The organism is Polaromonas sp. P3_B1 (genome assembly GCF_056402935.1).
This window is the reverse complement of the sequence record NZ_JBFUGK010000014.1, coordinates 1-22178: the sequence shown is the minus strand read 5'-3', so window position 1 is coordinate 22178 and position 22178 is coordinate 1. Positions and strand designations below refer to the sequence as shown.

The following is a 22178-nucleotide window of genomic DNA, read 5'->3' as shown; positions in this document are numbered from 1 at the left end:
GCGCCAGAAAAAACGCAAGCAAGACTTCAGACATTCAAATTGAGAGAACCATGGAAAAAATTCCTTACCCCAAAGATATCGTCAAAGCGGACTTTACCGGCGAAGGCGGTCACCTCAAGACGAAATACGGATTGCCCGAGGATGTCGAGTTTTGCGTGAAATGCGTGATCTCCAACCAGCGCCCCAATTCGGCGGTCGAATACACCCACACCAAGGATTCGAAGAAGAAGACCATTCACTTCGACGAGCACGGCGTTTGCGACGCATGCAATTTCGCCGAGAAAAAGAAGGCCACCATTGATTGGGAGGAGCGCGAGCGCAACCTGATCGAGCTGTGCAATCGCCACCGCAGCACCGACGGCAGCTATGACTGCATCGTGCCGGGCTCGGGGGGCAAGGACAGTTTTTACGCTTCGCACATTCTGCGCACCAAATATGGCATGCACCCGCTGACCGTCACCTGGGCGCCGCACGTTTACACCGACTGGGGATGGAAAAACTTTCAAAGCTGGATCCACGCGGGCCATGACAACCTGCTGATGACGCCCAATGGCCGCGTGCACCGGCTGTTGACGCGCCTGGCGGTGGACAACCTGTTCCATCCCTTCCAGGCCTTTATGTTCGGCCAGAAGGCGCTGGCGCCCAAGATGGCATTGCTGCACAAGATTCCGCTGGTGTTCTACGGCGAAAACGAAGCGGAATACGGCAACCCGATCGGCGACACCGAAACAGCCAAGCGCGACTGGTCTTACTTCACCGCGGCGGACCAGTCAAAAGTGAGCCTCGGCGGCGTCAGCGTCCCGGACCTGAAGCAGCACTTCGGCGTGGAGCACCAGGACTTGCTGCCTTACCTGCCGGCCGACCCGAACCAGATCGAAGAGCAAAAAGTTGAGGTGCACTACCTCGGCTACTACCTCAAATGGCATCCGCAGAGCTGCTACTACTATGCGGTCGAGCACGGCGGCTTCGAGGCTTCCCCCGAGCGCACACCCGGCACCTACAGCAAATACAACAGCATCGACGATCGCATCGACGATTTCCACTATTACACGACCGGCGTCAAGTTCGGGCTGGGCCGCGCCACCTATGACGCGGCCCAGGAAATCCGCTCGGGGGACATCACCCGAGAAGAAGGGGTCGCGCTGGTCAAGCGCTTCGACCACGAATTCCCGGAACGATTTGCCGATGAAATCTTCCGCTATCTCAGCATCCCGGCCAAGGAATTTGGGGAAGCGGCCAGCGCGATGTTCGAGCAGCCCGTGCTGGACAGGGAGTACTTCATGAAACTGGCGGACACCTTCCGCTCGCCCCACCTGTGGAAATGGGAAGACGGGCAGTGGAAACTACGGCACGCGGTGTGGCATGGGTAATGTCCGCCTGATTCCCCGCCTGGACATCAAGGGCCCCAACCTGATCAAAGGGATCCGGCTGGAAGGCCTGCGCGTGATGGGCGACCCGCAGGAATTCGCACTGCGCTACTACGAAGCCGGCGCCGACGAGCTCGTCTACATGGACATCGTGGCCAGCCTGTACGGGCGCAACAATCTCAGCGACATCATCCGCCGCGCCGCGGACCAGGTCTACATTCCGATCACGGTCGGCGGCGGCATCCGCTCCGTGGACGACGCCCGCCACATCCTGCGTTCGGGCGCCGACAAGGTCGCCATCAATACCGCCGCCGTGGCCGATCCCAGCCTGATCACCAAGGTCTCGCGCCGCTTCGGCTCGCAGGCCATGGTGCTTTCGATCGAGGCGAAGCTGACCGCCCCCGGCAAGTGGGAAGCCTACACCGACAACGGCCGTGAACGGACGGGCCTTGACGTCATTGAGTGGGCGCGCAAGGGCGTGGAGCTCGGCGCCGGTGAAATTCTCCTGACCTCCGTCGACCGCGAAGGAACACGTAAGGGCTTCGAAGTCGACTTGATACGCCAGATCAGCGAGGCCGTCCCCATCCCCGTGATTGCCAGCGGCGGGATGGGAACAGTCGAGCACCTGATCGATGCGGCCAAGTCGGGAGGAGCGGATGCGGTGGCCATGGCCGACGTGCTGCATTACAAACGGCTGACCCTACCGGACATCCGGGCCGCGGCGCTGAAGGCGGGCCTGAACGTAAGGGATGTTCAAGCATGACCGTCAAAATCACCATCGCTGATTACGGCGTGGGCAATTTGCTCAACGTGGCCCGGGCATTCCAGCACTGCGGCGCCGACGTGCACATCACTGAAAACCCCGGTGAAATCGCCAGCGCGGAGCGCCTGGTGGTGCCGGGAGTCGGCGCCTTCGAGGACAGCATCAACGAACTGACGCGGCGCGGCTTTGCCGACGAAATCAAACGCTATGCGGAATCGGCGCGCCCGCTGTTCGGGATCTGTGTCGGCATGCAGATGTTGTTTGACGTAAGCGAGGAGTTCGGCGAGCACAAGGGGCTGGGCTTATTGCCCGGCAGGGTCAAGGAAGTGCCCAAGACCACCACCGCCGGTGTGATGCAGCGTGTGCCCCATATCGGCTGGGGGCACCTGGTCCATCCCGAAACCGGCCGGACCTGGCAGGGCACGTTTCTGGAGCCGTTTGAGGCTGCCCGGCCCGCCGTGTACTTTGTCCACTCATTTGCGGCTTACCCCGAGCGCGACAGCGACCGGCTTGCCGATTGCCTGTACGGCGGGCACCGTATTTGCGCGGCGGTCAAGCGAGACAACATCGTCGCTACCCAGTTTCATCCCGAACGGAGCGGCGAGACCGGATTGGCCATGGTGCGCAGCTTTCTTGCCCTCTGATATGCCCGCGGCGCGCTCATCCCCGGCCGGCGCTTCCGAAAAATACCTGATTGTCAGCCTTGGCAGCATAGGCCGGCGACACCTGGCCAACCTGAGGGCGCTTTGCCCCGATGCCCAGATCGGCGTGCTGCGGCTGCACGCCGCGGACACCGGCGCCGCGGTCCCGGCAGGCGCCGACCATCAGTTTTTTTCCCTGTCGCAAGCCCTGGCGTTTGCCCCTTCCGCGGCCATCGTCGCGGGGCCCGCGTCAACCCATCTCGACGTTGCGACGGCGCTGGCGTCCGCCGGAACCGCGCTGCTGGTTGAAAAACCCCTGGCGGACACAAGCGCCGGCCTGGCCTCCTTGCTGGCCACCTGCGCCCAGGCGGACATACCGCTGATGGTCGGCTACAACCTGCGCTTCCTGCCTTCACTGATGGAATGCAAGAGGCTGCTGGATAGCGGGGCTATCGGCCGGGTCCGCGGCGTGCGCGCGGAGGTCGGGCAGTACCTTCCGGACTGGCGGCCGGGCACGCGCTACCAGGAGAATGTTTCCGCGCGGCGGGAGCTGGGCGGCGGCGCGCTGCTGGAGCTCAGCCATGAAATCGATTACCTGTACTGGATGTTCGGCATGCCGGCGCGCGTCAGCGCCCGCGGCGGCCGTTACAGTGAACTGGAAATCGACGTCGAGGACATGGTCGAGCTTTGCCTGGAATACGAAGACCCTGCCCGTCTGGTCAATATCCACCTGGACTTCCTGCAGCGCTCGCCCTCCCGCAGCTGCAAATTCATCGGCGACCAGGGGACCCTGGTCTGGAACGGCATCACGGACAGAATCGATCTGTTTTCCGCCGGCGAAGGCACCTGGAAACACATCGACAACCAGGCGCAATCGGACCGCAACGGCATGTACCTCGCCGAACTGCGCCACTTTCTGAACTGCTCACGCCGACAGGAGCCCGTCTTGTGCGATGGCGTGCAGGGCTATGATGTGCTGGCGATTGTGGAAGCGGCCAGGGCCTCCATGCACCATGGCACGGCTGTACCTGTCCATGGATACACAGGAACATGAATTGCGAACAATAGCCTTCATCTTCGCACGCGGCGGCTCCAAGGGTGTTCCCGGCAAGAACATCAAGATGCTCGACGGCAAACCCCTGATTGCCCATTCGATTGCAGTCGCGCGTTCATGTGCAAACATAGAAACGGTGATCGTCTCCACCGACGATGCGGCCATTGCCGCCGTTGCGCGCGAGTACGGGGCTGAAGTGCCGTTCATCAGGCCGGCGGAACTCGCGGCAGATTCAAGCCCTGAATGGCTGGCCTGGCGCCATGCGATCGAATGGGTGCAAAAGGAAAGGGGCGCTTTCGACCTGTTCCTCAGCCTGCCGGCCACTTCGCCATTCCGCAACCGGCAAGACGTTGAGTCATGTATTCAGGCGTTGACGGATGACCCTGCGGCCGACATCGTGATCACGGTCAAGGACGCCGACCGCAGCCCGTATTTCAATATGGTCGCGCTCGATGCCGATGGCTACGCCGGCCTGGTCATCCCTCCCAAGGCCAGCATTACCCGCCGGCAGGACGCGCCGGCAGTCTACGACATCACCACCGTCGCCTATGCCGCAAGGCCCTCATTTATCCTTCAGGCAAACGGGATTTTCGAGGGCCGCATCAAAACAGTGAAAGTGCCGGCCGAGCGGGCGCTGGATATCGACACCCCTTACGATTTCATGCTGGCGGAGGCCATCGCAAAAATCAGGGGTTCGCAAACCGGAAATGTTTAGACCATGGCAGAAGAAGAATCTCGCTCGATATCAACCCTGATGGACCTGTCGGGCCGCGTCGCCGTCATCACGGGCGGCGCAGGACACCTGGGCCAGGCCATGGCGTCCGCCTTGTCAGAATTAGGCTGTTCGGTATGCCTGCTGGACCGCAATGCCGAAGCGCTGGAAAAGGCCGCCGGCCAGTTGCGCGCCAAATGGGGCAAACCCGTCGAGCCCTTGCTGATCGACCTTGAATCGGAAGACGAGAGAAAAGACGTTTCGGCATGGCTGGCCCGGAAATTCGGGCGCGCCGACATTCTCGTCAACAACGCCGGTTTTGTGGGTGACAGCACATTGAGCGGCTGGGTCGTCCCCTTCGAGGAACAGGAAATCAGCACATGGCGCCGCGCGGTGGAGGTCAACCTCACCGCTGCGTTCCATCTCTCGCAGGTCCTCTCTCCTCTGCTGAAGACCAGCGGCAAGGGCTCCATCATCAATGTGAGCTCCATCTATGGCGTCGTGGGGCCCGACCTGGCGCTGTACCAGGGAACCGCCATGGGAAACCCCGCAGCGTATGCGGCCAGCAAAGGGGGGCTTGTCCAGATCACGCGCTGGCTTTCCACCGTGCTGGCCCCGGACATCCGCGTGAACTGCATCAGCCCCGGCGGAATCGCACGAAACCAGCCTGAGGCCTTCCAGGAGCGCTACGTCGAGCGAACGCCCATGCGCCGAATGGGCCGCGAAGAAGACTTCAAGGGCGCCATGGCTTATTTCGCCAGCGACCTCTCGGCGTGGGTGACCGGACAGAACCTGATGGTCGACGGAGGGTGGACGGCATGGTGAATATCTCTCCCATGAAAACTTTCATCATTGCGGAAGCGGGCGTCAACCACAACGGCGACCCCAAACTGGCGATGGAGCTGGTGGATACGGCGGCGCGCTGTGGGGCAGATGCGGTCAAGTTCCAGAGCTTCTCGGCGGACAAGCTTGTCGCGCCCGGGGCTGAAAAAGCGGAATACCAGAAGCGGGAGACCGGTGACGGCAACCAGCACGCCATGCTGAAGGCCTTGGAGATGTCCGAAGAATTGCACCGCGCGCTCTTCTCGCGCTGCGCCGATGTGGGCATCGAATTCATGTCCACGCCCTTTGACGAGGCGGCCGCCGATTTCCTCCTGGCATTGGGCATGAAGCGCATCAAGGTGCCCTCCGGTGAAATCACCAACGAACCCTTCCTGGCCTTTTTGGCCGCCAAGGGAGTGCCATTGATTGTCTCCACCGGCATGGCGTCCATGGACGAAATCCAGCGCGCGGTCGAGGTGATTGAAGCCACGCGCAAAAGCAAGGGCTTCAAGGAGCCCCTGGCAAGCATGCTCACAATACTGCATTGCACGTCCAACTATCCGGCCGAATGCAGCGACGTGAATCTTCGTGCCATGCAAAGCATCGCCCGCGATATCGCGGTGCCCGTCGGCTATTCCGACCATACCCTGGGACTGGCGGTTTCCACGGCGGCGGTGGCCATGGGTGCGACGGTCATTGAAAAGCACTTCACGCTGGACCGCTCAATGCCGGGACCCGACCACAAAGCATCCTTGTCGCCCGAGGAGCTCGGGCAATTGGTCCGGCAGATTCGCGACGTCGAGGCCGCCCTGGGCTCCCCGATCAAACAACCTACCGCTTCGGAGCTGCCGGTTCGCGCACTGGTGCGGCGCAGTGTCACAGCGGCCAGGCCCATTCGTGCCGGCCAGGCCATCACCGCCGAGGACCTGGTCCTGTTGCGGCCCGGCACCGGCATCAAGCCCGGCGAACTTTCAAAAGTACTCGGCAAACAGGCCGCGCGGGACATCGACGCCGGCACCACGCTCGACTGGCCGGACCTTCGATGAAACGCAAGGTTTGCTACATCACGGGCACAAGAGCCGACTTCGGCCTGATGCGCGGCACCCTGGCAGCGCTTCGCGATTCAGAAAGCCTTGAGCTGTCGATCGTTGTCACCGGAATGCACCTTTCGGACAAATACGGCAGTACCGCCGACGATATCAAAGCCGCGGGTTTGCCCGTCAATGCCGTTGTCGACGTCGACTTTACCAGCGCGACCGGCGCCACGATGGCCCGAAACCTCGGAAAAATGGTCTCCGGTTTCGTTGATGCCTTCCTGGAGATCGAACCGGACCTGGTTCTGGTTTTGGGTGACCGGGGTGAAATGCTCGCAGGCGCCATCTCGGCGGTCCACCTGAACATTCCCGTGGCGCACATCCACGGTGGCGAGCGGTCGGGCACCATCGACGAATCCATACGCCACGCAATTTCCAAGCTCTCGCACTTTCACTTTGTGTCGACCAGTGAATCACGCGACCGGCTCGTGCGGATGGGCGAGCAGGCAGCCAACGTGTACCTGACCGGAGCACCCGGGCTGGACGGCATAGAAGCCCTGGCGCTGCACAGCCGGGAAGATCTCATGCGCGAGGCGGCGCTTGACCCAGCCCGGCCGGTGGCCTTGATGGTGTATCACCCCGTCGTTCAAGAGGCGGAAGCCGCCGGCGCCGGGACCGCCGGGATCATCGACACCCTGCTTGCGAGCGGACTCCAGCTGGTCGCCTTGAAGCCGAACTCCGACGCCGGCAGCGACCAGATCCGCGCGGCCCTTGAAGCGCACGCAGGCCGTCGCGACGTCCGGGTCGTGACACATTTCCCCCGGGAGTTGTTCGTTTCATGGATGGCCGCGGCCGACTTGATGATTGGCAATTCGAGCGCGGGCATCATCGAGGCCGGCTCATTCGGCACGCCTGTCGTCAATATCGGATCGCGGCAGAACCTGCGTGAACGCAACGCCAACGTCACGGACGTTTCCACCGACCCCGCAGCCATTGGAAAAGCCGTGGAGCAGGCCCTGCGCCACGGCAGGTACGACCGCCGCAATATTTACGGGGACGGGCACACCGTTGAACGCATTGCCCGGCTCATCGAGACCCTCCCTCTCGACTCATCCGTCATGATGAAATCGAATGCCTACTAAATTACTCTACCTGGTCGGCGCGGGCGGGCACGGAAAGGTCGTGCTGGATGCGCTGCTCTCGTCCGATACCCTCGCGTACGATGTCCGCGTCCGGGACGGCGCGCAGCAGCTGCAAGGGCGGCAGCTTTTGGGCTACCCCATCGAGGTACCGGCAATCGCCGCGGAGATGGAAGGCCAGTTTTTTCACCTCGCCATTGGAAACAACCAGGCGCGCCAGCGGCTCTTCGCGGCCCTGGCCGACATGAAGGCCACCGCGCTGTCCATCGTCCACGAGGCATCCAGCGTTTCGCGCTTCGCGCGCATCGGGGACGGTTCATTCGTGGCGGCGCAGGCCGTGGTGGCGGCCGACGCGGCGCTCGGGCACGGCGTTATCATCAATCATGGCGCGGTGGTCGATCACGACTGCGAGGTAGGCGACTTTTCGCACATCGCACCCAGCGCGGCCCTCAGCGGCGGCGTCGTGGTGGGCTCGGGTGTGCTGGTCGGTGCGGGCGCAAAAATATTGCCGGGCCTGCGCGTCGGCGACAACGCGGTAATAGGCGCCGGCGCGGTGGTCACCGCGAACGTCGGTGCGGGTGAAACATGGGTCGGAGTTCCGGCCCGCAATACGGCTAGGAGCTGAGGTGGCGAATATCCAGAATGTGTCTATCACGCGTGAAGCCAAACTGCGTCAGGCCCTGTCAACACTCGACCAGGCCGGCCTGGGCATATTGCTGCTGATCGACAAGAACGGCGTGTTTGAGCGGACCGTCACCGACGGCGACCTGCGCCGTCTGGTGCTCGCCGGTGCACAGCTGGAGGACACCATAGCCTCGCTGCCGTCCATCCAGTCGCAAGTGATCAACACACGGGCCTCAAGGCGCGAGGCGCTCGACCTGATGAACCGCCATGGCATCAACCACCTTCCCGTGGTGGACGACTCCGGCAGGGTGGTCGAAATACTGGATCGCAAGGTGATCGACGAGCAGATCCTGCTTTCAACGCCTCACATGGGAAGCGCGGAAATGGAGTTTGTGGAAGAGGCCTTCCGCACCAACTGGATCGCCCCGCTGGGGCCCAACGTCGACGGATTTGAGCAGGAGCTGGCCGAACTGGTAGGCGTCAAGTACGGGGCCGCGTTGTCATCGGGCACTGCAGCGATCCATCTGGGGCTCATCCTGCTGGGCGTGGAAAAGGGCGACAAGGTCTTTTGTTCCACCCTGACTTTCTCGGCAAGCGCCAACCCCATCGTTTACCAGGGCGCGGAGCCCGTCTTCATTGACTCCGACGAGGAAAGCTGGAACATGTCTCCGGCGGCGCTTGAAAGCGCATTCGATGCGGCCAGGCGCGAGGGCTGGATGCCCAAAGCGGTCATCGTGGTGAACCTGTATGGCCAAAGCGCCGATATGGACCGCCTGATCGATATTTGCAACGCGCACAACGTGCCGGTGCTCGAAGATGCGGCCGAATCGCTGGGCGCACGCTACAAAGGCAGGGCCAGCGGCAGTTTTGGCAAGCTCGGTGTCTACTCGTTCAACGGCAACAAGATCATCACAACCTCGGGGGGCGGCATGCTGGTCTCCGACGACAAGGACCTCATCGCGAAAGCCCGCTTCCTGGCCACCCAGGCCCGTGACCCCGCGCCGCACTATCAACACAGCCATATCGGCTACAACTACCGCATGAGCAATATTCTCGCCGGCATCGGGCGCGGGCAGCTCAAGGTGCTGGGCGAGCGCGTTGCGGCGCGCCGGGCGGTGTTTGACGCCTACAAGAACGCTTTCGCAGGAGTCTCCGAGATCCAGTGGATGCCCGAGCCGGAATGGAGCTACTCCACCCACTGGCTGACCGCCTGTGTCATCGACCCCTCCGTCGGCATCAACAGCCAGGAACTCACCAAACGCCTGGCCGGTGAACTGATTGAAGCGCGTCCCTTGTGGAAGCCCATGCACCTGCAGCCGGTGTTCGCTCATTGCCGCTACTTTCCGGAGCCGGAAAAATCCGTTTCGGATCGCCTGTTCGCACATGGCATCTGCCTGCCTTCCGGCTCGAACATGAGCGAATCGCAGATCGCGCGCATTGTCGAGACGGTCCGGAAAATCCTGCGCTGACCGGGCGATCGCCACCCGGGGGGCACCGATGGTGCGCGGGCAACTCCCCGGCCCGGAATACGCGCAGCCATGCACGGTGAATGGTGAACGGCGCGCTCGAGGCAAGAGCAACCGGCTGGGCACGCGTTGAGAGAGGGACTTTTCGCCGATAATCCTTCAGCGGCTTCGCAGGACGGGCGCACAACACGCCCGCCGGGGTATTCGAGGCGCGAGGAGTCTTTAACGCCCGCAAGCCCCCTGACGGGAGATGAGCACTCATCGAAAAAACGGCTTCGTGCAGAACTTTTTTGGATGTTTTTCTTGAAGCGAGTGTTTGACCTGGCGTTTGCCATATTCCTGGCTTGCATTCTGGCCTTGCCTATTCTGGTGGTGGCGGCCCTTGTTCGCCTCACGTCGCCGGGCCCGGCCCTGTACTGGTCTGATCGCGTCGGCCGCCACAACAAGATATTCCGGATGCCCAAGTTCCGCAGCATGCGGGTGGGAACACCCGCCGTCGCCACACATTTGCTGGCGAACCCGCAAGCGCACCTGACTCCGATCGGCCCCTTTTTACGCAAGAGCAGCCTCGATGAGCTGCCGCAGCTGTGGAGCATTCTCACCGGCGACATGAGTTTCGTCGGACCGCGGCCGGCGCTGTTCAACCAGAACGACCTGATTGCCCTGCGCACCGCGCAGGGGGTAGACGCACTGGTACCGGGGCTCACGGGCTGGGCCCAAATCAACGGCCGCGACGAGCTGCCAATTCCCGAAAAGGTCGCGCTGGATGCGGACTACCTGCGCCGCCGGTCGCTTTGGCTCGATGTCCGCATACTGTGGCTCACAGCCGTGAAAGTGCTTCGCCGCGAAGGTGTCTCGCACTAAAGCGGCGCTCCATCCTTGATACCAGATCTCATGATAAGAAACAAACTTCTGAGCCAGCCGCGGCGCGTCAAGCAGATGGTGGTGCTGGCCGCCGATGCGGTGATGGGCGTCGTTGCGGTGTGGGCCGCGTACTCATTGCGCCTGGACGCGTTGCACTGGCCCTTCAGCCCGCATCAATGGTGGCCCTATGCGCTCGCCCCGCTGCTGGCGGCGCCGATTTTCTGGCGCAATGGCCTTTACCGCGCGGTGTTTCGCCACAGCGGCATGGCCGCATTGCGGGCCTTGGCCGCCGCCGTATCGCTGTATGCCGTCTTGTTCTTCGGCGTGCTCATGGTCGCCGGGTGGCCGGACGTGCCGCGCTCCATCGGGCTGTTGCAGCCCCTGATCCTGATGGTCATGGTGGGGGCAAGCCGAGCCGCGGCGCGGCAGTGGCTCAGCAGCCTTTCAGCAGGCCAGCGCCGCAGCACGCCTGTGAGCCGCCTGCTGATCTACGGCGCGGGATCCGCCGGCGTTCAAATCGCCAACGCCATCGCGACCTCGCACGAGTTCAAGCTGCTGGGGTTTGTGGATGACAGCCCTTCCTTGCAAGGGCTGACCATCAACCGCGTTCCGGTTTACGCACCGGCAAACCTGAACACCATTGTGAATGCCCACGGCATCACCGACATATTGCTGGCCCTGCCGTCCATCACCCGCACACGCCGCAACGAGATACTCAACGAACTGCAGCCGCTACCGGTCCACGTTCGCTCCCTGCCGGGCCTTACCGACCTGGCCCAGGGCCGCGTAGCGCTGGCCGACATCAAGGATCTCGACGTTGAAGACTTGCTCGGGCGGGATGCAGTGCCGCCCGACCGGGCCCTGCTTGCCCGCAACCTCTTCGGCAAGGTTGTGCTCGTCACAGGCGCAGCGGGCAGCATCGGGAGCGAATTGTGCCGCCAGATCCTCCAGGAAAAACCCGCGCGGCTGATTCTTGTCGAACACAGCGAGTTTGGGCTCTACAGCATCCACCAGGAACTCGAGAATCTGTGCCAACGCATCGCGGACCGGGAGGGCGTCACCATAGAGCTCGCGCCCTTGCTGGCCAATGTCCGCGACTACGGCCGCATGCTGGAAATCTGCCGGGCCTACCAGCCGCACACGGTTTATCACGCGGCCGCCTACAAGCATGTGCCGCTGGTGGAACACAATCCCGCCGAGGGCGTTGCCAATAACGTGCTGGGAACGCTCAACGCGGCACGCGCCGCGATAGAAACCGGTGTGAGCCATTTTGTATTGGTCTCCACCGACAAAGCCGTGCGCCCTACCAATGTGATGGGCGCGAGCAAACGCCTGGCCGAGATGGTGCTGCAAGCGCTCTCGGCAACGCCGGCTGCGAGCTTCGGCCCGGGAGCCCCGGCGGTCAATAATCACACGCGGTTTGCCATGGTCCGCTTCGGCAACGTACTGGGCAGCAGCGGCAGCGTCGTGCCGCTCTTTCGGCGGCAGATTGAAGCCGGCGGGCCCATCACCCTGACACATGCCGAGGTGACGCGTTACTTCATGACCATCCCGGAAGCCGCGCAGTTGGTGCTGCAGGCGGGCGCCATGGCCGAAGGCGGCGAAGTCTATGTGCTGGACATGGGCCAACCCGTGCGCATCATCGACCTGGCTCGCCGCATGGTGAAGCTGTCGGGTTTCACAGTCCGCGACGAAAACCGCCCCGACGGCGACATCGCCATCGAAGTCACCGGCCTGCGTCCCGGCGAGAAACTGTATGAAGAGCTGCTGATCGGCGACAACCCCGTCGCGACGGTTCACCCGCGCATCCTGAAGGCGCGTGAGGAGTTCGTTCCCTGGGTGGATTTCCGGGGTGACCTGGAACTGCTCAAGCAAGCCGTGAAAGCCAACGACACAGCCGCCTTGCGGACATTGCTGCTCAAGCACGTCAGCGGGTTCACGCCCGACTCTCAGGACAGCGACCTCGTCGGCCTGGCGAGCCTTTAAGAAGTTGTTCGCACCTCAGGGCGCGGATACCGCAGCTTTAAAACTCAGCCCCGCGGCGTCCTTGGCCGACAGCAGGGGTGAGCCGCCCTCCAGGGGCCAGGTGATCCCCAGGGTAGGGTCATCCCACACGATGCAGCGCTCCTGCTCGGGTGCGTAATAGTCGGTGGTTTTGTACAGGAATTCCGCGCTCTCGCTCAACACCAGAAAGCCATGCGCCAGACCGGGGGGCACCCAAAGCTGGCGGTGATTTGTCTCGTTGAGTTCCAGGCCAAACCACGCGCCAAAAGTCGGCGAGGCCGGACGGATGTCAACGGCCACATCGAAGACAGCGCCCCGCACGACCCGCACCAGCTTGCCTTGCGGCTGGCCCACCTGGTAGTGCAAGCCGCGCAGCACATTTTTTGCCGACCTGCTGTGGTTATCCTGGACGAAATTGAAGTCAGTGCCGGTCGCGGCATTGAATGCGCGCTGGTTGAAACTTTCCAGGAAAAATCCTCGCGAATCGCCGAAAACCTTGGGTTCGATGATCAGCACGTCGGCAATGGCCGTGGGCGTGATCTTCATGTGCGGCCGTTCTCTTTCAGAAGATGCTGCAGGTATTGGCCGTAGCCGCTTTTTGCAAGCGGCTCGGCAAGTTTGCGCAACTGGTCGTCACCGATAAAGCCGTTGCGCCAGGAAATCTCCTCGGGGCAGGCGATCTTGAGCCCCTGGCGATGCTCCAGGGTCGCGATGAACTGGCTGGCATCCAGCAGGCTGTCGTGGGTGCCGGTGTCCAGCCAGGCATAGCCCCGCTGCATGATCTGCACTTTCAACTGGTTCCGCTCAAGGTAGCGCTGATTGACGGTGGTAATTTCAAGCTCGCCGCGGGCGCTCGGCTTGATCGACTTGGCGATCTCCACCACTTGCGCATCGTAAAAATACAAGCCTGTGACGGCGTAGTTGCTTTTCGGCGCGGCCGGTTTTTCCTCAATGCTTCGGGCTTGTCCGTCGGCATCAAACGCCACGACGCCATAGCGCTCGGGATCCTTCACGTGATAGGCAAACACCGTCGCTCCCGACGGTTCCGCATCCGCTTCGCTCAGAAGCCTGTGCAGGTCATGGCCGTAAAAAATGTTGTCGCCGAGCACCAGGGCGCTGGGCGCGCCGTTCAGGAATTTCTCCCCGATGATGAAGGCCTGGGCCAAGCCGTCGGGGCTGGGCTGCACGGCATATTGGAGATTCATGCCCCATTGCGAGCCGTCCCCCAACAGCTGCTCGAAACGCGGCGTGTCCTGCGGCGTGCTGATGATCAGCACTTCGCGAATGCCGGCGATCATCAGCGTGCTGAGGGGGTAGTACACCATGGGCTTGTCATACACCGGCAGCAGTTGTTTGCTGATGGCCAATGTGGCCGGGTGCAGTCGGGTGCCGGAGCCGCCGGCCAGGATGATGCCTTTGCGTTGAGTCATATGTTGCGATCAGGTAATTTCCGCCAGCATACGGGCCACGCCCTGCTCCCATGACGGAAGCTGCAGGCCAAAGGCGGCACGAAGTTTGGCGGTGTTCATGCGCGAATTATGCGGGCGCACCGCCGGCGTCGGGAAGGCCGAGGCAGGGACCGGGTCCACGGTGTCCGCCGACGCCCTGAGCACCTTGCCGCCTTTCGCGGCGCATTCGAGGACAAAGCGCGCGTAACCATGCCACGAAGTCTCGCCCGTGGCCGCCACGTGGTAAGTGCCCGCAAAGGCAGCCGCGGGACCGGCAAGCGAGCTGCGCAGCATGTGGGCCGTGACGTCGGCCAGCAGGTCGGCCCCCGTCGGCGCGCCGAACTGGTCGTTGACCACTGTCAGGCGATCGCGCTCCGCGGCCAGGCGCAGCATGGTTTTGGCGAAGTTGCCGCCCCGCGCCGCATAGACCCAGCTGGTGCGCAGAATCAGGTGTTGGGCACACCGGACCGCGATGCGCTGCTCGCCTTCGAGCTTGGTACGGCCGTACACGCTGAGCGGGCCGGTCGGGTCGGCTTCTTCCCAGGGCTTGCTGCCGCTGCCGTCAAACACATAGTCGGTCGAGTAGTGCAGCAGCCATGCGCCGGCGGCGCCGGCCGCCTCGGCCAGCACGCCAGGGGCCTCGGCATTGATCGCATGCGCGGTCGCGGCATCGCTTTCGGCCTTGTCGACCGCGGTGTAGGCGGCCGCATTGACGATGGCGTCAGGCCGGACCTGGCGCACCGTCTCGCGGATGCCGTCCAGATTGGCGAGGTCACCGCAGAAATCCGTGCTGTGGCGGTCCAGCGCAACCAGTTCACCGAGCGGCGCCAGGCTGCGCTGTAATTCCCAGCCGACCTGGCCGTTCTTGCCGAAAAGCAGTACCTTCATGCGCGCTCAGGCCGCGGCCGCCGCGTACTGGGCCTCAACCCAGTCGCGGTAGGCGCCGCTTTGCACATGCGTGACCCAATCAGGGTTATCGAGGTACCACTGCACGGTCTTGCGGATGCCGGTCTCAAAAGTTTCGGCGGGCGTCCATCCCAGTTCCTGGGTCATCTTGCGGGCATCGATCGCATAGCGGCGGTCATGGCCGGGCCTGTCCTTGATGAAGGCCACCTGTTCGCGGTAGCTGCCCTTGGCACGCGGGCGCAGCTCGTCGAGCAGGGCGCACACCGCATGGACGATGTCGATGTTCGGTTTCTCGTTGTTGCCGCCTATGTTGTAGGTCTCACCGGGCTTGCCGGCTTCGAGCACGCGGCGTATGCCGCTGCAATGATCCTTGACGTACAGCCAGTCGCGCACCTGCTGGCCGTCGCCGTACACCGGCAGCGGCTTGCCGGCCAGGGCGTTGACGATCATGAGCGGGATCAGTTTTTCGGGGAAATGGTAGGGGCCGTAATTGTTGGAGCAGTTGGTGGTGAGCACCGGCAGGCCGTAGGTATGGTGGTAGGCCCGGGTCAGGTGGTCGCTGGCCGCCTTGCTGGCCGAATACGGGCTGTTCGGCTCGTAGCGGTTGTTTTCGCTGAAGGCGGGGTCGGCCGGCTTGAGCGAACCGTAAACCTCGTCCGTGGAGACCTGCAGGAAGCGGAATGCCGCTTTCTCACCAGCCGGCAGGCCGGACCAGTACTGGCGCGCAGCCTCCAGCAGGCGAAAGGTGCCCACGATGTTGGTCTGTATGAAGGCTTCGGGGTCGGAGATGGAACGGTCCACGTGCGACTCGGCCGCGAAATGGACGATGGCGCGCGGCTTGTGCGTGGCCAGCAACTGCGCGAGCAGGGCGCTGTCGCCGATATCGCCCCGTACAAAAATGTGCCGCGGATCGGCCTTCAGGGGCGCCAGGGTCTCCATATTGCCGGCGTAGGTGAGCTTGTCCAGGTTGACGACCGGCTCGTCGCTGCCGGCCAGCCAGTCAAGGACAAAATTGGCGCCGATAAACCCGGCTCCCCCCGTAACCAAAATCATGAGCGCACCTTCCATGCGCCGCTGCAGTGCGGCACCGGCTCACATTATGCCCCTGGCCCCGGAGCCGGAAGGCCGGGAAAGGCGGCCGGCGGCCGCCGCGGCACCGGCTAGAAATGAATCCCGCGCATCATCTGCTGCATGGCCACGGCCTCGGCGGACAGCTGCGGCTTGGCGCCCTTCTCGCCCTTGGCGGCGGACGAATCGGGGAACATGCGGAAGCTGGTGTTCATGGCGATCTGCGCGATGCGCGGCACCAGCGCGTGCATCAGCTGGCCGGCAATGCCCAGGCGCGTGGCCACGCGCACCGGCTTGAAGATGCAGGCCTGCGCGATCATGTCGGCGGCTTCTTCCGGAGACAGCGTCGGCACGTTGTTGTACAGGTTGGTGGGCGCGATCATGGGCGTGCGCACCAGCGGCATGTTGATGGTGGTGAAGCTGATGCCGACGTCGGCGAACTCGCTCGAGGCGCAGCGCGTCCAGGCATCCAGCGCGGCCTTGGAAGCCACATAGGCTGAAAAGCGCGGCGCGTTGGTCAGCACACCGATGGAGCTGATGTTGACCACATGGCCCTTGCGCTTGGCCGCCATGCCGGGCAGCAGCCCCATGGTCACGCGCAGGCAGCCGAAGTAATTGAGCTGCATGGTGCGCTCGTAATCGTGGAAGCGGTCGTAGCTGGCCTCGATCGCGCGGCGGATGGAGCGGCCGGCGTTGTTGATGAGGAAATCGACGCCACCGTGGTTGGCGATCAGGAGCTTGAGGAAGCGGTCGCAATCGGCCATGTCGGCGATGTCGGCCGGGTAGGCCACGAAGGCGTAGCCCTTGGCCTTGGCTTCCTTGCAGGCTTCGTCGAGCTTGTCCTGGTCGCGCCCGCAGATGATGGTGGTCGCCCCGGCTTCGGCGAACTTGTGCGCCGCGGCCAGGCCTATGCCGGACGAGCCGCCGGTGACCAGCACCACCTTGCCGCCCACCGTGCCGCGCAGCGAGCGGTCAATGTGCAGGTCGGGGTCAAGATGACGCTCCCAGTAGTCCCACAGGCGCCAGGCGTAGTCCTTGAGATTGGGGCATTCAATGCTCGCGCCCTTGAGCGCGGCCATGGTTTCGCGGCAGTCGAAGCGCGTGGGGTAATTGACGAAAGTCAGCATGTCCTCGGGCAGGCCCAGGTCGGCCATGACCGCGTTGCGCACGCGTCGCACCGGCGCCAGCGCCATCAGGCTCTTCTTGACGCCGCGCGGGATAAAGCCCAGCAGGGCGGCGTTGATGAACAGGTTCATCTTGGGCGCGTGGGCCGCGCGGCTGAAGATGTCCAGCACGTCGCCGACGCGGTAGCCCACCGGGTCCACCAGGTGGAAACACTTCTTGGCGATGCCGGTCTTGTGGCTGATGTGGTCCAGCGCGTTGACGACAAAATCGACGGGGACGATGTTGATGCGCCCGCCTTCCAGCCCCACGGCCGGCATCCAGGGCGGCAGCAACTGGCGCATGCGCTGGATCAGCTTGAAGAAGTAGTAAGGGCCGTCGATCTTGTCCATCTCGCCGGTGGTGCTGTCGCCGACCACCATGGCGGGGCGAAACACCGTCCAGGGCACCTTGCATTCCTTGCGCACGATTTTTTCGCTCTCGTGCTTGGTCATGAAATAGGGATGGTCGTAGTTCTCGGCTTCCTCGAACATGTCCTCGCGGAACACGCCTTCATAGAGGCCCGCCGCGGCAATGGAGCTCACGTGGTGGAAGTGTCCGGCGTCGATGGCCTTGGCGAATTCCACCGCGCTGCGCGTGCCCTCGATGTTGACGGCGATCTGGCTTTGCTCGTCGGCGCCCAGGTCATAAACGGCGGCCAGGTGGTAAAAATGCCCGACCTGGCCCTTGAGTTTCTTGATGTCCTCGCTGCTCACGCCCAGTTTTTTGCTCGTCAGGTCACCATGGATGGCGACAGCCCGCGCCGCGCTCACGCCCCAGTATTCCCTCAGTGCCGCCACTTTGCCGGCGCTTTCCTTGCGGATCAGAAAATGAACGGTCGTGCCTTTTCGTTCCAGAAGTTTCTTGACCAGGCGTTTGCCGATGAAGCCTGTGGCCCCCGTGACGAAATAATGCATGTTGTGTTTTCTCCGCTGAACTGTCGACCAAAAAACTGATTCTTGCTTAAACCGCATGGCTCCCTATTCAGCAGAAACCCGCGCTCAGCGGCGCGGAGCCTGCTTTTCCATAGAGCGGGGCACCTAAACACCGCCGCGGGGAAGGCTTATATTTTCCGATCTATGCGGCATACTTGTCCGCGCACATCCACAACCCTCACTGTCTGGAGTCCATCATGGTCAAGAAACTGCAAAAAATGAGCGCCGACAAAAAATCGGGCCCCCAGCTGTCGGGCGCCGTCAAAGAATCCGCACAACAAATCTGGCTGGCCGGCCTGGGCGCATTCTCCAAGGCACAGGAAGAAGGCGGGAAAGTCTTTGAAACCCTGGTCAAGGAAGGCCTGTCCATCCAGCGCAAGACCCAGGCCGTTGCCGAAGAGAAGATCTCCGAAGCCACCAACAAGATGGCCACCATGGCCACCGACATCCAGTCCAAAGCCGGCCACCAGTGGGACAAGTTGGAAAACATTTTTGAAGACCGCGTTGCCAAGGCCCTGAACAAACTCGGCGTGCCTTCCGCCAAAGACGTGGACGCACTGATCGCGCGCATCGACGAACTCAACCGCAATGTGCAAAAGCTCAGCGGCAAAGCCCCTGCGACCAAGACCGCGGCAAAGCCTGCCGCCAAGAAGGCCCCCGCCGCCAAGCGCCCGGCCGCGCGCAAGTCGGCTTAAGCCGCAGCAGGCCTCACAAGAAAAAGGGACACATCGTCCCTTTTTTTACGCCTGTGCGCTTTGCTGCATAGCAGCAAATATTGGCACGACCGCCGTCTACACTTTCTTCTCATGACTTCAGCCAAGCGTTCCAACAGCAAGCCCTCCAACAGCCAGCCGCGCATTGCCTTGGCCCTTGCCGGTGGCGGTCCCCTGGGGGCCATCTATGAGATCGGGGCCTTATGCGCCCTCGATGAATCCCTGCAGGGCATTTCCTTCACCGGACTGCACCATTACGTCGGCGTCTCGGCCGGCGGCTTTATCGCGGCGGGCCTGGCCAACGGCATGACGCCGCGCGAACTCTGCGCCGCCTTTATCGAAAACGACGACCAGGCCTCGGAGGTGTTTGATCCGGCCTGGCTGATGGTGCCGGCTTATGGGGAGTTCCTGCGGCGCGGCATTGCGCTGCCCGGCCTGGCCGCGTCGGCCGTATGGCGCGCCACCTTTGGGCGCAAGTCTTTGGTCCACGCGCTGGAAGCGCTGGGGCCGGCCTTGCCCACCGGCATCTTTGCCAATGATGAGGTCGACAAGCAGCTCGAAAAGCTGTTTTCCAAACCCGGGCGCACCAACGACTTCCGCCAGCTACGCACCAGGCTGACGCTGGTGGCAACCAACCTGGACAGTGGCGATGCCGCGCCCTTCGGCCGTCCCGGCTGGGACCACGTACCGATTTCCAAAGCCGTGCAGGCCAGCTCGGCATTGCCCGGTCTCTTTCCGCCCGTGGAGATCGACAACCACTACTACGTGGACGGCGCCCTCAAAAAGACCATGCACGCCGGCGTGGCCATGGACGAAGGCGTGGACCTGATGTTCTGCCTGAACCCGCTGGTGCCCTTCAATTCCACGCGCGCCCCCCGGCTGGCCATGGACCAGCGCGTCATGCGCCGCGGCCTGCCCGCCGAGAAACAGGCCATTCCGCGCATCGTCAGCGGCGGCCTGCCCGCGGTGATGAGCCAGACCTTCCGCTCCATGATCCACTCCCGGCTGGAGCTGGGCATGAAACACTATGAGCACGCCTACCCCGACACCGACATCGTGCTGCTGGAGCCCGACCACCGCGATGCCGAGATGTTCCTGGCCAATACCTTCAGCTACCGGCAGCGCCGCGAAATCGCCGAACACGCTTACCAGAAGACCCGGCAGATGCTGCGCTCACGCAAGACCACGCTGACGGCCAAGCTCGCGCGGCATGGCGTGGGCCTGAACCTGGACGCTTTGGAAGACCCCAGGCGCCACCTGGTGGCCGCCAGGCCGGCCGCCACCCGCGTGGGCCGCGCCATCGCCTCGCTGGAGGAGGTGATGGAGGATTTGAGCCACGCGCTGCAGTCAACTTCCCGCACGGCGGTCCCGGCATAACCCAAAGGTTCTCCTGGGCGGCCCGAGGTTTTGCGGACTTCCCTAGTTTCGCGACGGCAAGCGCTGGGTTAGAGTTAAGTGAAAGAACAATACAAGGTAGACAACTATGGCGAAAAAAGCGCCGCGCCGTACAGCAGAGCGGATCCTGGAGGTCACCCTAGACCTCTTCAACCGCTTTGGCGAGCCGAATGTGTCAACCACGTTGATCTCCGCCGAGCTCAACATCAGCCCCGGCAACCTTTACTACCACTACCCCGCCAAAGACGAGCTCATCAACTCGCTGTTCGACCGTTATGAAAAATCCCTGAGCGAGCTGCTCAACGCCAGCGACGGCGTGCGCGACGTGGAGGACGCCTGGTTTTTCATGCACACGCTGTTCGAGCTGATCTGGCAGTACCGCTTCCTCTACCGCGACCTCAACGACCTGCTGAGCAAGAACCGCCGGCTGGAAACCCACTTCCAGTGGGTGCTCAAGAACAAGACGCGCGCCGTCAAGGGCCTGCTCGACGGCATGAGCCGCGCCGGCGCCATGACGATTGATTCGCGCGAAGTCGAGGCCACCGCCACCAGCATGGTGGTGGTGCTCACCTACTGGCTCAGCTTCGAATACGTGCGCGACCCGCGCAACGCGCTGGAGCCGGCCAACGCCCAGGCCGCACTGCTGCGCGGCGCGCACCATGTGCTCAACCTGCTGATCCCCTACCTCGAGCAAAGCCAGCGCGCGCACCTGCAGGCCCTGGTAGGCGCGTACAGCAACCCGGCTTGAGTGCCCTCCCTCAAACCTCATCGATAACACCAACAATTTTTACCAGGAGACAAGACACATGGCCAAATGGACTGCCTTCCCCCATGCCGGCGACTACACATTCGATGCCGCCAGCGTGAAAAAAAGCTGGGCCCGCTTGCACCAGGGCGACTGCGAGCCCCTGCCCAAGGACGCGAATGTGCTGCAAGCCTGGGTTCTGTTTCACAACGGCGAATTCCAGAAGGCGTATGACGCCGGCCTGAAAACCGGCGGCGACGGCCTCACGGTGGCCAACAAGGCCGCCAGCATGTACGCCACTTACCTGGAAACCAAGGAAAAAACCAAGCTCGACCTCTTCATGGAAGTCGCTGCCCGCGCCGAAGCCCAGCAAAAAGAGGACCCGAAAAATGCCAACGCCTGGTACTGGCAGGCTTACGCCCTGGGCCGCTACAGCCAGGGCATCAGCGTCGCCAAAGCCCTGGCCCAGGGCCTGGGCACCAAGGTGAAGAACTCACTGGAGCAGGCCATCAAGCTCTCGCCCAAACACGCCGACGCCCACATCGCGCTGGCCGCCTTCCACGCCGAGGTCATCGACAAGGTCGGCTCGCTGATAGGCGGCATGACCTACGGCGCCAAGAAGGATGTGGGCCTGTCTTTGTACAAAGACGCCCTGAAACTCCACCCCGGCTCAGCCATCGGCATGATCGAGTACGCCAACGGCATGGTCATGCTCGAAGGCGACAAAAAGATGAAGGAAGCCACCAAGCTCTATGAGCAGGCCGCGGCCAGCAAGGCGCTGGATGCGACGGAGAGGTTGGATGTGGAGATGGCCAAGGCTGAGCTCGAAGACTAAGCCGGGTCTTGCGCCGGCGACGCGTCCCCTGCTGGGACCTGCTGGCCGGGGGTTGCCCGGCGGCAACTCACTTTTCTTTTGCTTCGCCAAAAGAAAAGTAAGCAAAAGAAAAGGCGCCCCTGGTGTCTGCGTCCCTCCGCTTCGCTACGGGCAACCTGCGGTGCTCGGTTCAGGCGGGGTCTCGCTAAACTCGCTTCGCTCAAACAACGCGATCCCTGATCCGCCTGAACCTGCGCTCCTCGGCGCATCCACAAGGGGTGGGGAAGGAATACCAAACATCCAAATACCTGAAGAAACAAGGACACGCCGTGGCGTGTCCTTGTTGGTATTTGTCTTCCTGGTATTTCTGTCTTCGGTTCCCGATCCCGCTCCCGATTGCCCCTTGTGGATGCGCCGAGGAGCGGAGGGCCAGACGGATCAGGGCAAAAACTTGTTTGAGCCGAAGGCGAGTTGTTTTTGACCCCGGCTGGACCGAGCATCGC

The 22178-nt window shown here is 62.8% G+C and carries 21 protein-coding genes; 16 read left to right on the top strand and 5 right to left on the bottom strand.

What is annotated here, in order from left to right:
• The first annotated feature begins 50 nt into the window (after nt 1–50).
• From AC1DXS_RS10125 to AC1DXS_RS10070, 12 genes are all read left to right on the top strand, one after another.
• Nucleotides 51–1370, top strand: a complete 1320-nt coding sequence (locus tag AC1DXS_RS10125; protein ID WP_477737381.1) for an N-acetyl sugar amidotransferase — start codon at nt 51–53, stop codon at nt 1368–1370.
• Complete coding sequence (gene hisF, locus AC1DXS_RS10120; RefSeq protein WP_477737380.1) at nt 1363–2130, top strand: imidazole glycerol phosphate synthase subunit HisF; 768 nt, start codon at nt 1363–1365, stop codon at nt 2128–2130. Before AC1DXS_RS10125 ends, hisF begins: the two co-directional genes overlap by 8 nt.
• On the top strand, nt 2127–2774 hold the full coding sequence (gene hisH, locus AC1DXS_RS10115; RefSeq protein WP_477737379.1) for an imidazole glycerol phosphate synthase subunit HisH: 648 nt from the start codon (nt 2127–2129) through the stop codon (nt 2772–2774). Before hisF ends, hisH begins: the two co-directional genes overlap by 4 nt.
• Nucleotides 2764–3825, top strand: a complete 1062-nt coding sequence (locus AC1DXS_RS10110; protein WP_477737378.1) for a Gfo/Idh/MocA family protein — start codon at nt 2764–2766, stop codon at nt 3823–3825. The genes hisH and AC1DXS_RS10110 overlap by 11 nt, the downstream gene beginning before the upstream one ends.
• The gene (locus AC1DXS_RS10105) at nt 3785–4540 is read left to right on the top strand and encodes an acylneuraminate cytidylyltransferase family protein (protein ID WP_477737377.1); all 756 of its coding nucleotides are present in this window, start codon (nt 3785–3787) and stop codon (nt 4538–4540) included. Before AC1DXS_RS10110 ends, AC1DXS_RS10105 begins: the two co-directional genes overlap by 41 nt.
• A 3-nt stretch (nt 4541–4543) precedes the next feature.
• A complete protein-coding gene (locus AC1DXS_RS10100; protein ID WP_477737376.1) occupies nt 4544–5362 on the top strand; it encodes an SDR family oxidoreductase in 819 nt (272 codons plus the stop codon).
• Between the two features lie 11 nt (nt 5363–5373).
• Nucleotides 5374–6405: an N-acetylneuraminate synthase gene (gene neuB, locus AC1DXS_RS10095; RefSeq protein ID WP_477737375.1), complete on the top strand. Its 1032-nt coding sequence runs from the start codon at nt 5374–5376 to the stop codon at nt 6403–6405.
• Nucleotides 6402–7535, top strand: a complete 1134-nt coding sequence (gene neuC, locus AC1DXS_RS10090; protein ID WP_477737374.1) for a UDP-N-acetylglucosamine 2-epimerase — start codon at nt 6402–6404, stop codon at nt 7533–7535. Before neuB ends, neuC begins: the two co-directional genes overlap by 4 nt.
• Nucleotides 7525–8157, top strand: coding sequence for a NeuD/PglB/VioB family sugar acetyltransferase (locus AC1DXS_RS10085; protein ID WP_477737373.1), 633 nt, complete (start codon nt 7525–7527; stop codon nt 8155–8157). Before neuC ends, AC1DXS_RS10085 begins: the two co-directional genes overlap by 11 nt.
• Nucleotide 8158: 1 nt before the next feature.
• Nucleotides 8159–9625 carry an aminotransferase class I/II-fold pyridoxal phosphate-dependent enzyme gene (locus AC1DXS_RS10080; protein WP_477737372.1) on the top strand — a complete coding sequence of 489 codons (1467 nt, stop codon included), beginning with the start codon at nt 8159–8161 and terminating at the stop codon, nt 9623–9625.
• Between the two features lie 300 nt (nt 9626–9925).
• On the top strand, nt 9926–10486 hold the full coding sequence (locus AC1DXS_RS10075) for a sugar transferase (protein ID WP_477737464.1): 561 nt from the start codon (nt 9926–9928) through the stop codon (nt 10484–10486).
• A 30-nt stretch (nt 10487–10516) separates the two neighbouring features.
• Entirely contained in the window at nt 10517–12472 is a 1956-nt protein-coding gene (locus AC1DXS_RS10070; RefSeq protein WP_477737371.1) for a polysaccharide biosynthesis protein, read from the top strand.
• Between the two features lie 15 nt (nt 12473–12487).
• Here AC1DXS_RS10070 and rfbC read toward each other — a convergent pair whose 3' ends face one another.
• From rfbC to AC1DXS_RS10045, 5 genes are all read right to left on the bottom strand, one after another.
• Entirely contained in the window at nt 12488–13036 is a 549-nt protein-coding gene (gene rfbC, locus AC1DXS_RS10065; protein WP_477737370.1) for a dTDP-4-dehydrorhamnose 3,5-epimerase, read from the bottom strand.
• Nucleotides 13033–13920 carry a glucose-1-phosphate thymidylyltransferase RfbA gene (gene rfbA, locus AC1DXS_RS10060; protein WP_477737369.1) on the bottom strand — a complete coding sequence of 296 codons (888 nt, stop codon included), beginning with the start codon at nt 13918–13920 and terminating at the stop codon, nt 13033–13035. Before rfbA ends, rfbC begins: the two co-directional genes overlap by 4 nt.
• Before the next feature lie 9 nt (nt 13921–13929).
• Nucleotides 13930–14826, bottom strand: a complete 897-nt coding sequence (gene rfbD / locus AC1DXS_RS10055) for a dTDP-4-dehydrorhamnose reductase (RefSeq protein WP_477737368.1) — start codon at nt 14824–14826, stop codon at nt 13930–13932.
• A gap of 6 nt (nt 14827–14832) precedes the next feature.
• Nucleotides 14833–15897: a dTDP-glucose 4,6-dehydratase gene (gene rfbB / locus AC1DXS_RS10050; protein ID WP_477737367.1), complete on the bottom strand. Its 1065-nt coding sequence runs from the start codon at nt 15895–15897 to the stop codon at nt 14833–14835.
• Nucleotides 15898–16004: 107 nt separating this feature from the next.
• Complete coding sequence (locus AC1DXS_RS10045; RefSeq protein WP_477737366.1) at nt 16005–17990, bottom strand: SDR family oxidoreductase; 1986 nt, start codon at nt 17988–17990, stop codon at nt 16005–16007.
• A 215-nt stretch (nt 17991–18205) separates the two neighbouring features.
• On the opposite strand from AC1DXS_RS10045, the gene AC1DXS_RS10040 reads away from it, so the two are divergent.
• The 4 genes from AC1DXS_RS10040 (at nt 18206) to AC1DXS_RS10025 (ending at nt 21696) form a co-directional block, all read left to right on the top strand.
• The gene (locus tag AC1DXS_RS10040) at nt 18206–18703 is read left to right on the top strand and encodes a phasin family protein (RefSeq protein ID WP_477737365.1); all 498 of its coding nucleotides are present in this window, start codon (nt 18206–18208) and stop codon (nt 18701–18703) included.
• Nucleotides 18704–18814: 111 nt separating this feature from the next.
• The gene (locus tag AC1DXS_RS10035; protein ID WP_477737364.1) at nt 18815–20098 is read left to right on the top strand and encodes a patatin-like phospholipase family protein; all 1284 of its coding nucleotides are present in this window, start codon (nt 18815–18817) and stop codon (nt 20096–20098) included.
• 106 nt (nt 20099–20204) lie between these two features.
• Nucleotides 20205–20864 carry a TetR/AcrR family transcriptional regulator gene (locus tag AC1DXS_RS10030; protein ID WP_477737363.1) on the top strand — a complete coding sequence of 220 codons (660 nt, stop codon included), beginning with the start codon at nt 20205–20207 and terminating at the stop codon, nt 20862–20864.
• 58 nt (nt 20865–20922) lie between these two features.
• The gene (locus tag AC1DXS_RS10025; RefSeq protein WP_477737362.1) at nt 20923–21696 is read left to right on the top strand and encodes a tetratricopeptide repeat protein; all 774 of its coding nucleotides are present in this window, start codon (nt 20923–20925) and stop codon (nt 21694–21696) included.
• Nucleotides 21697–22178 lie beyond the last annotated feature (482 nt).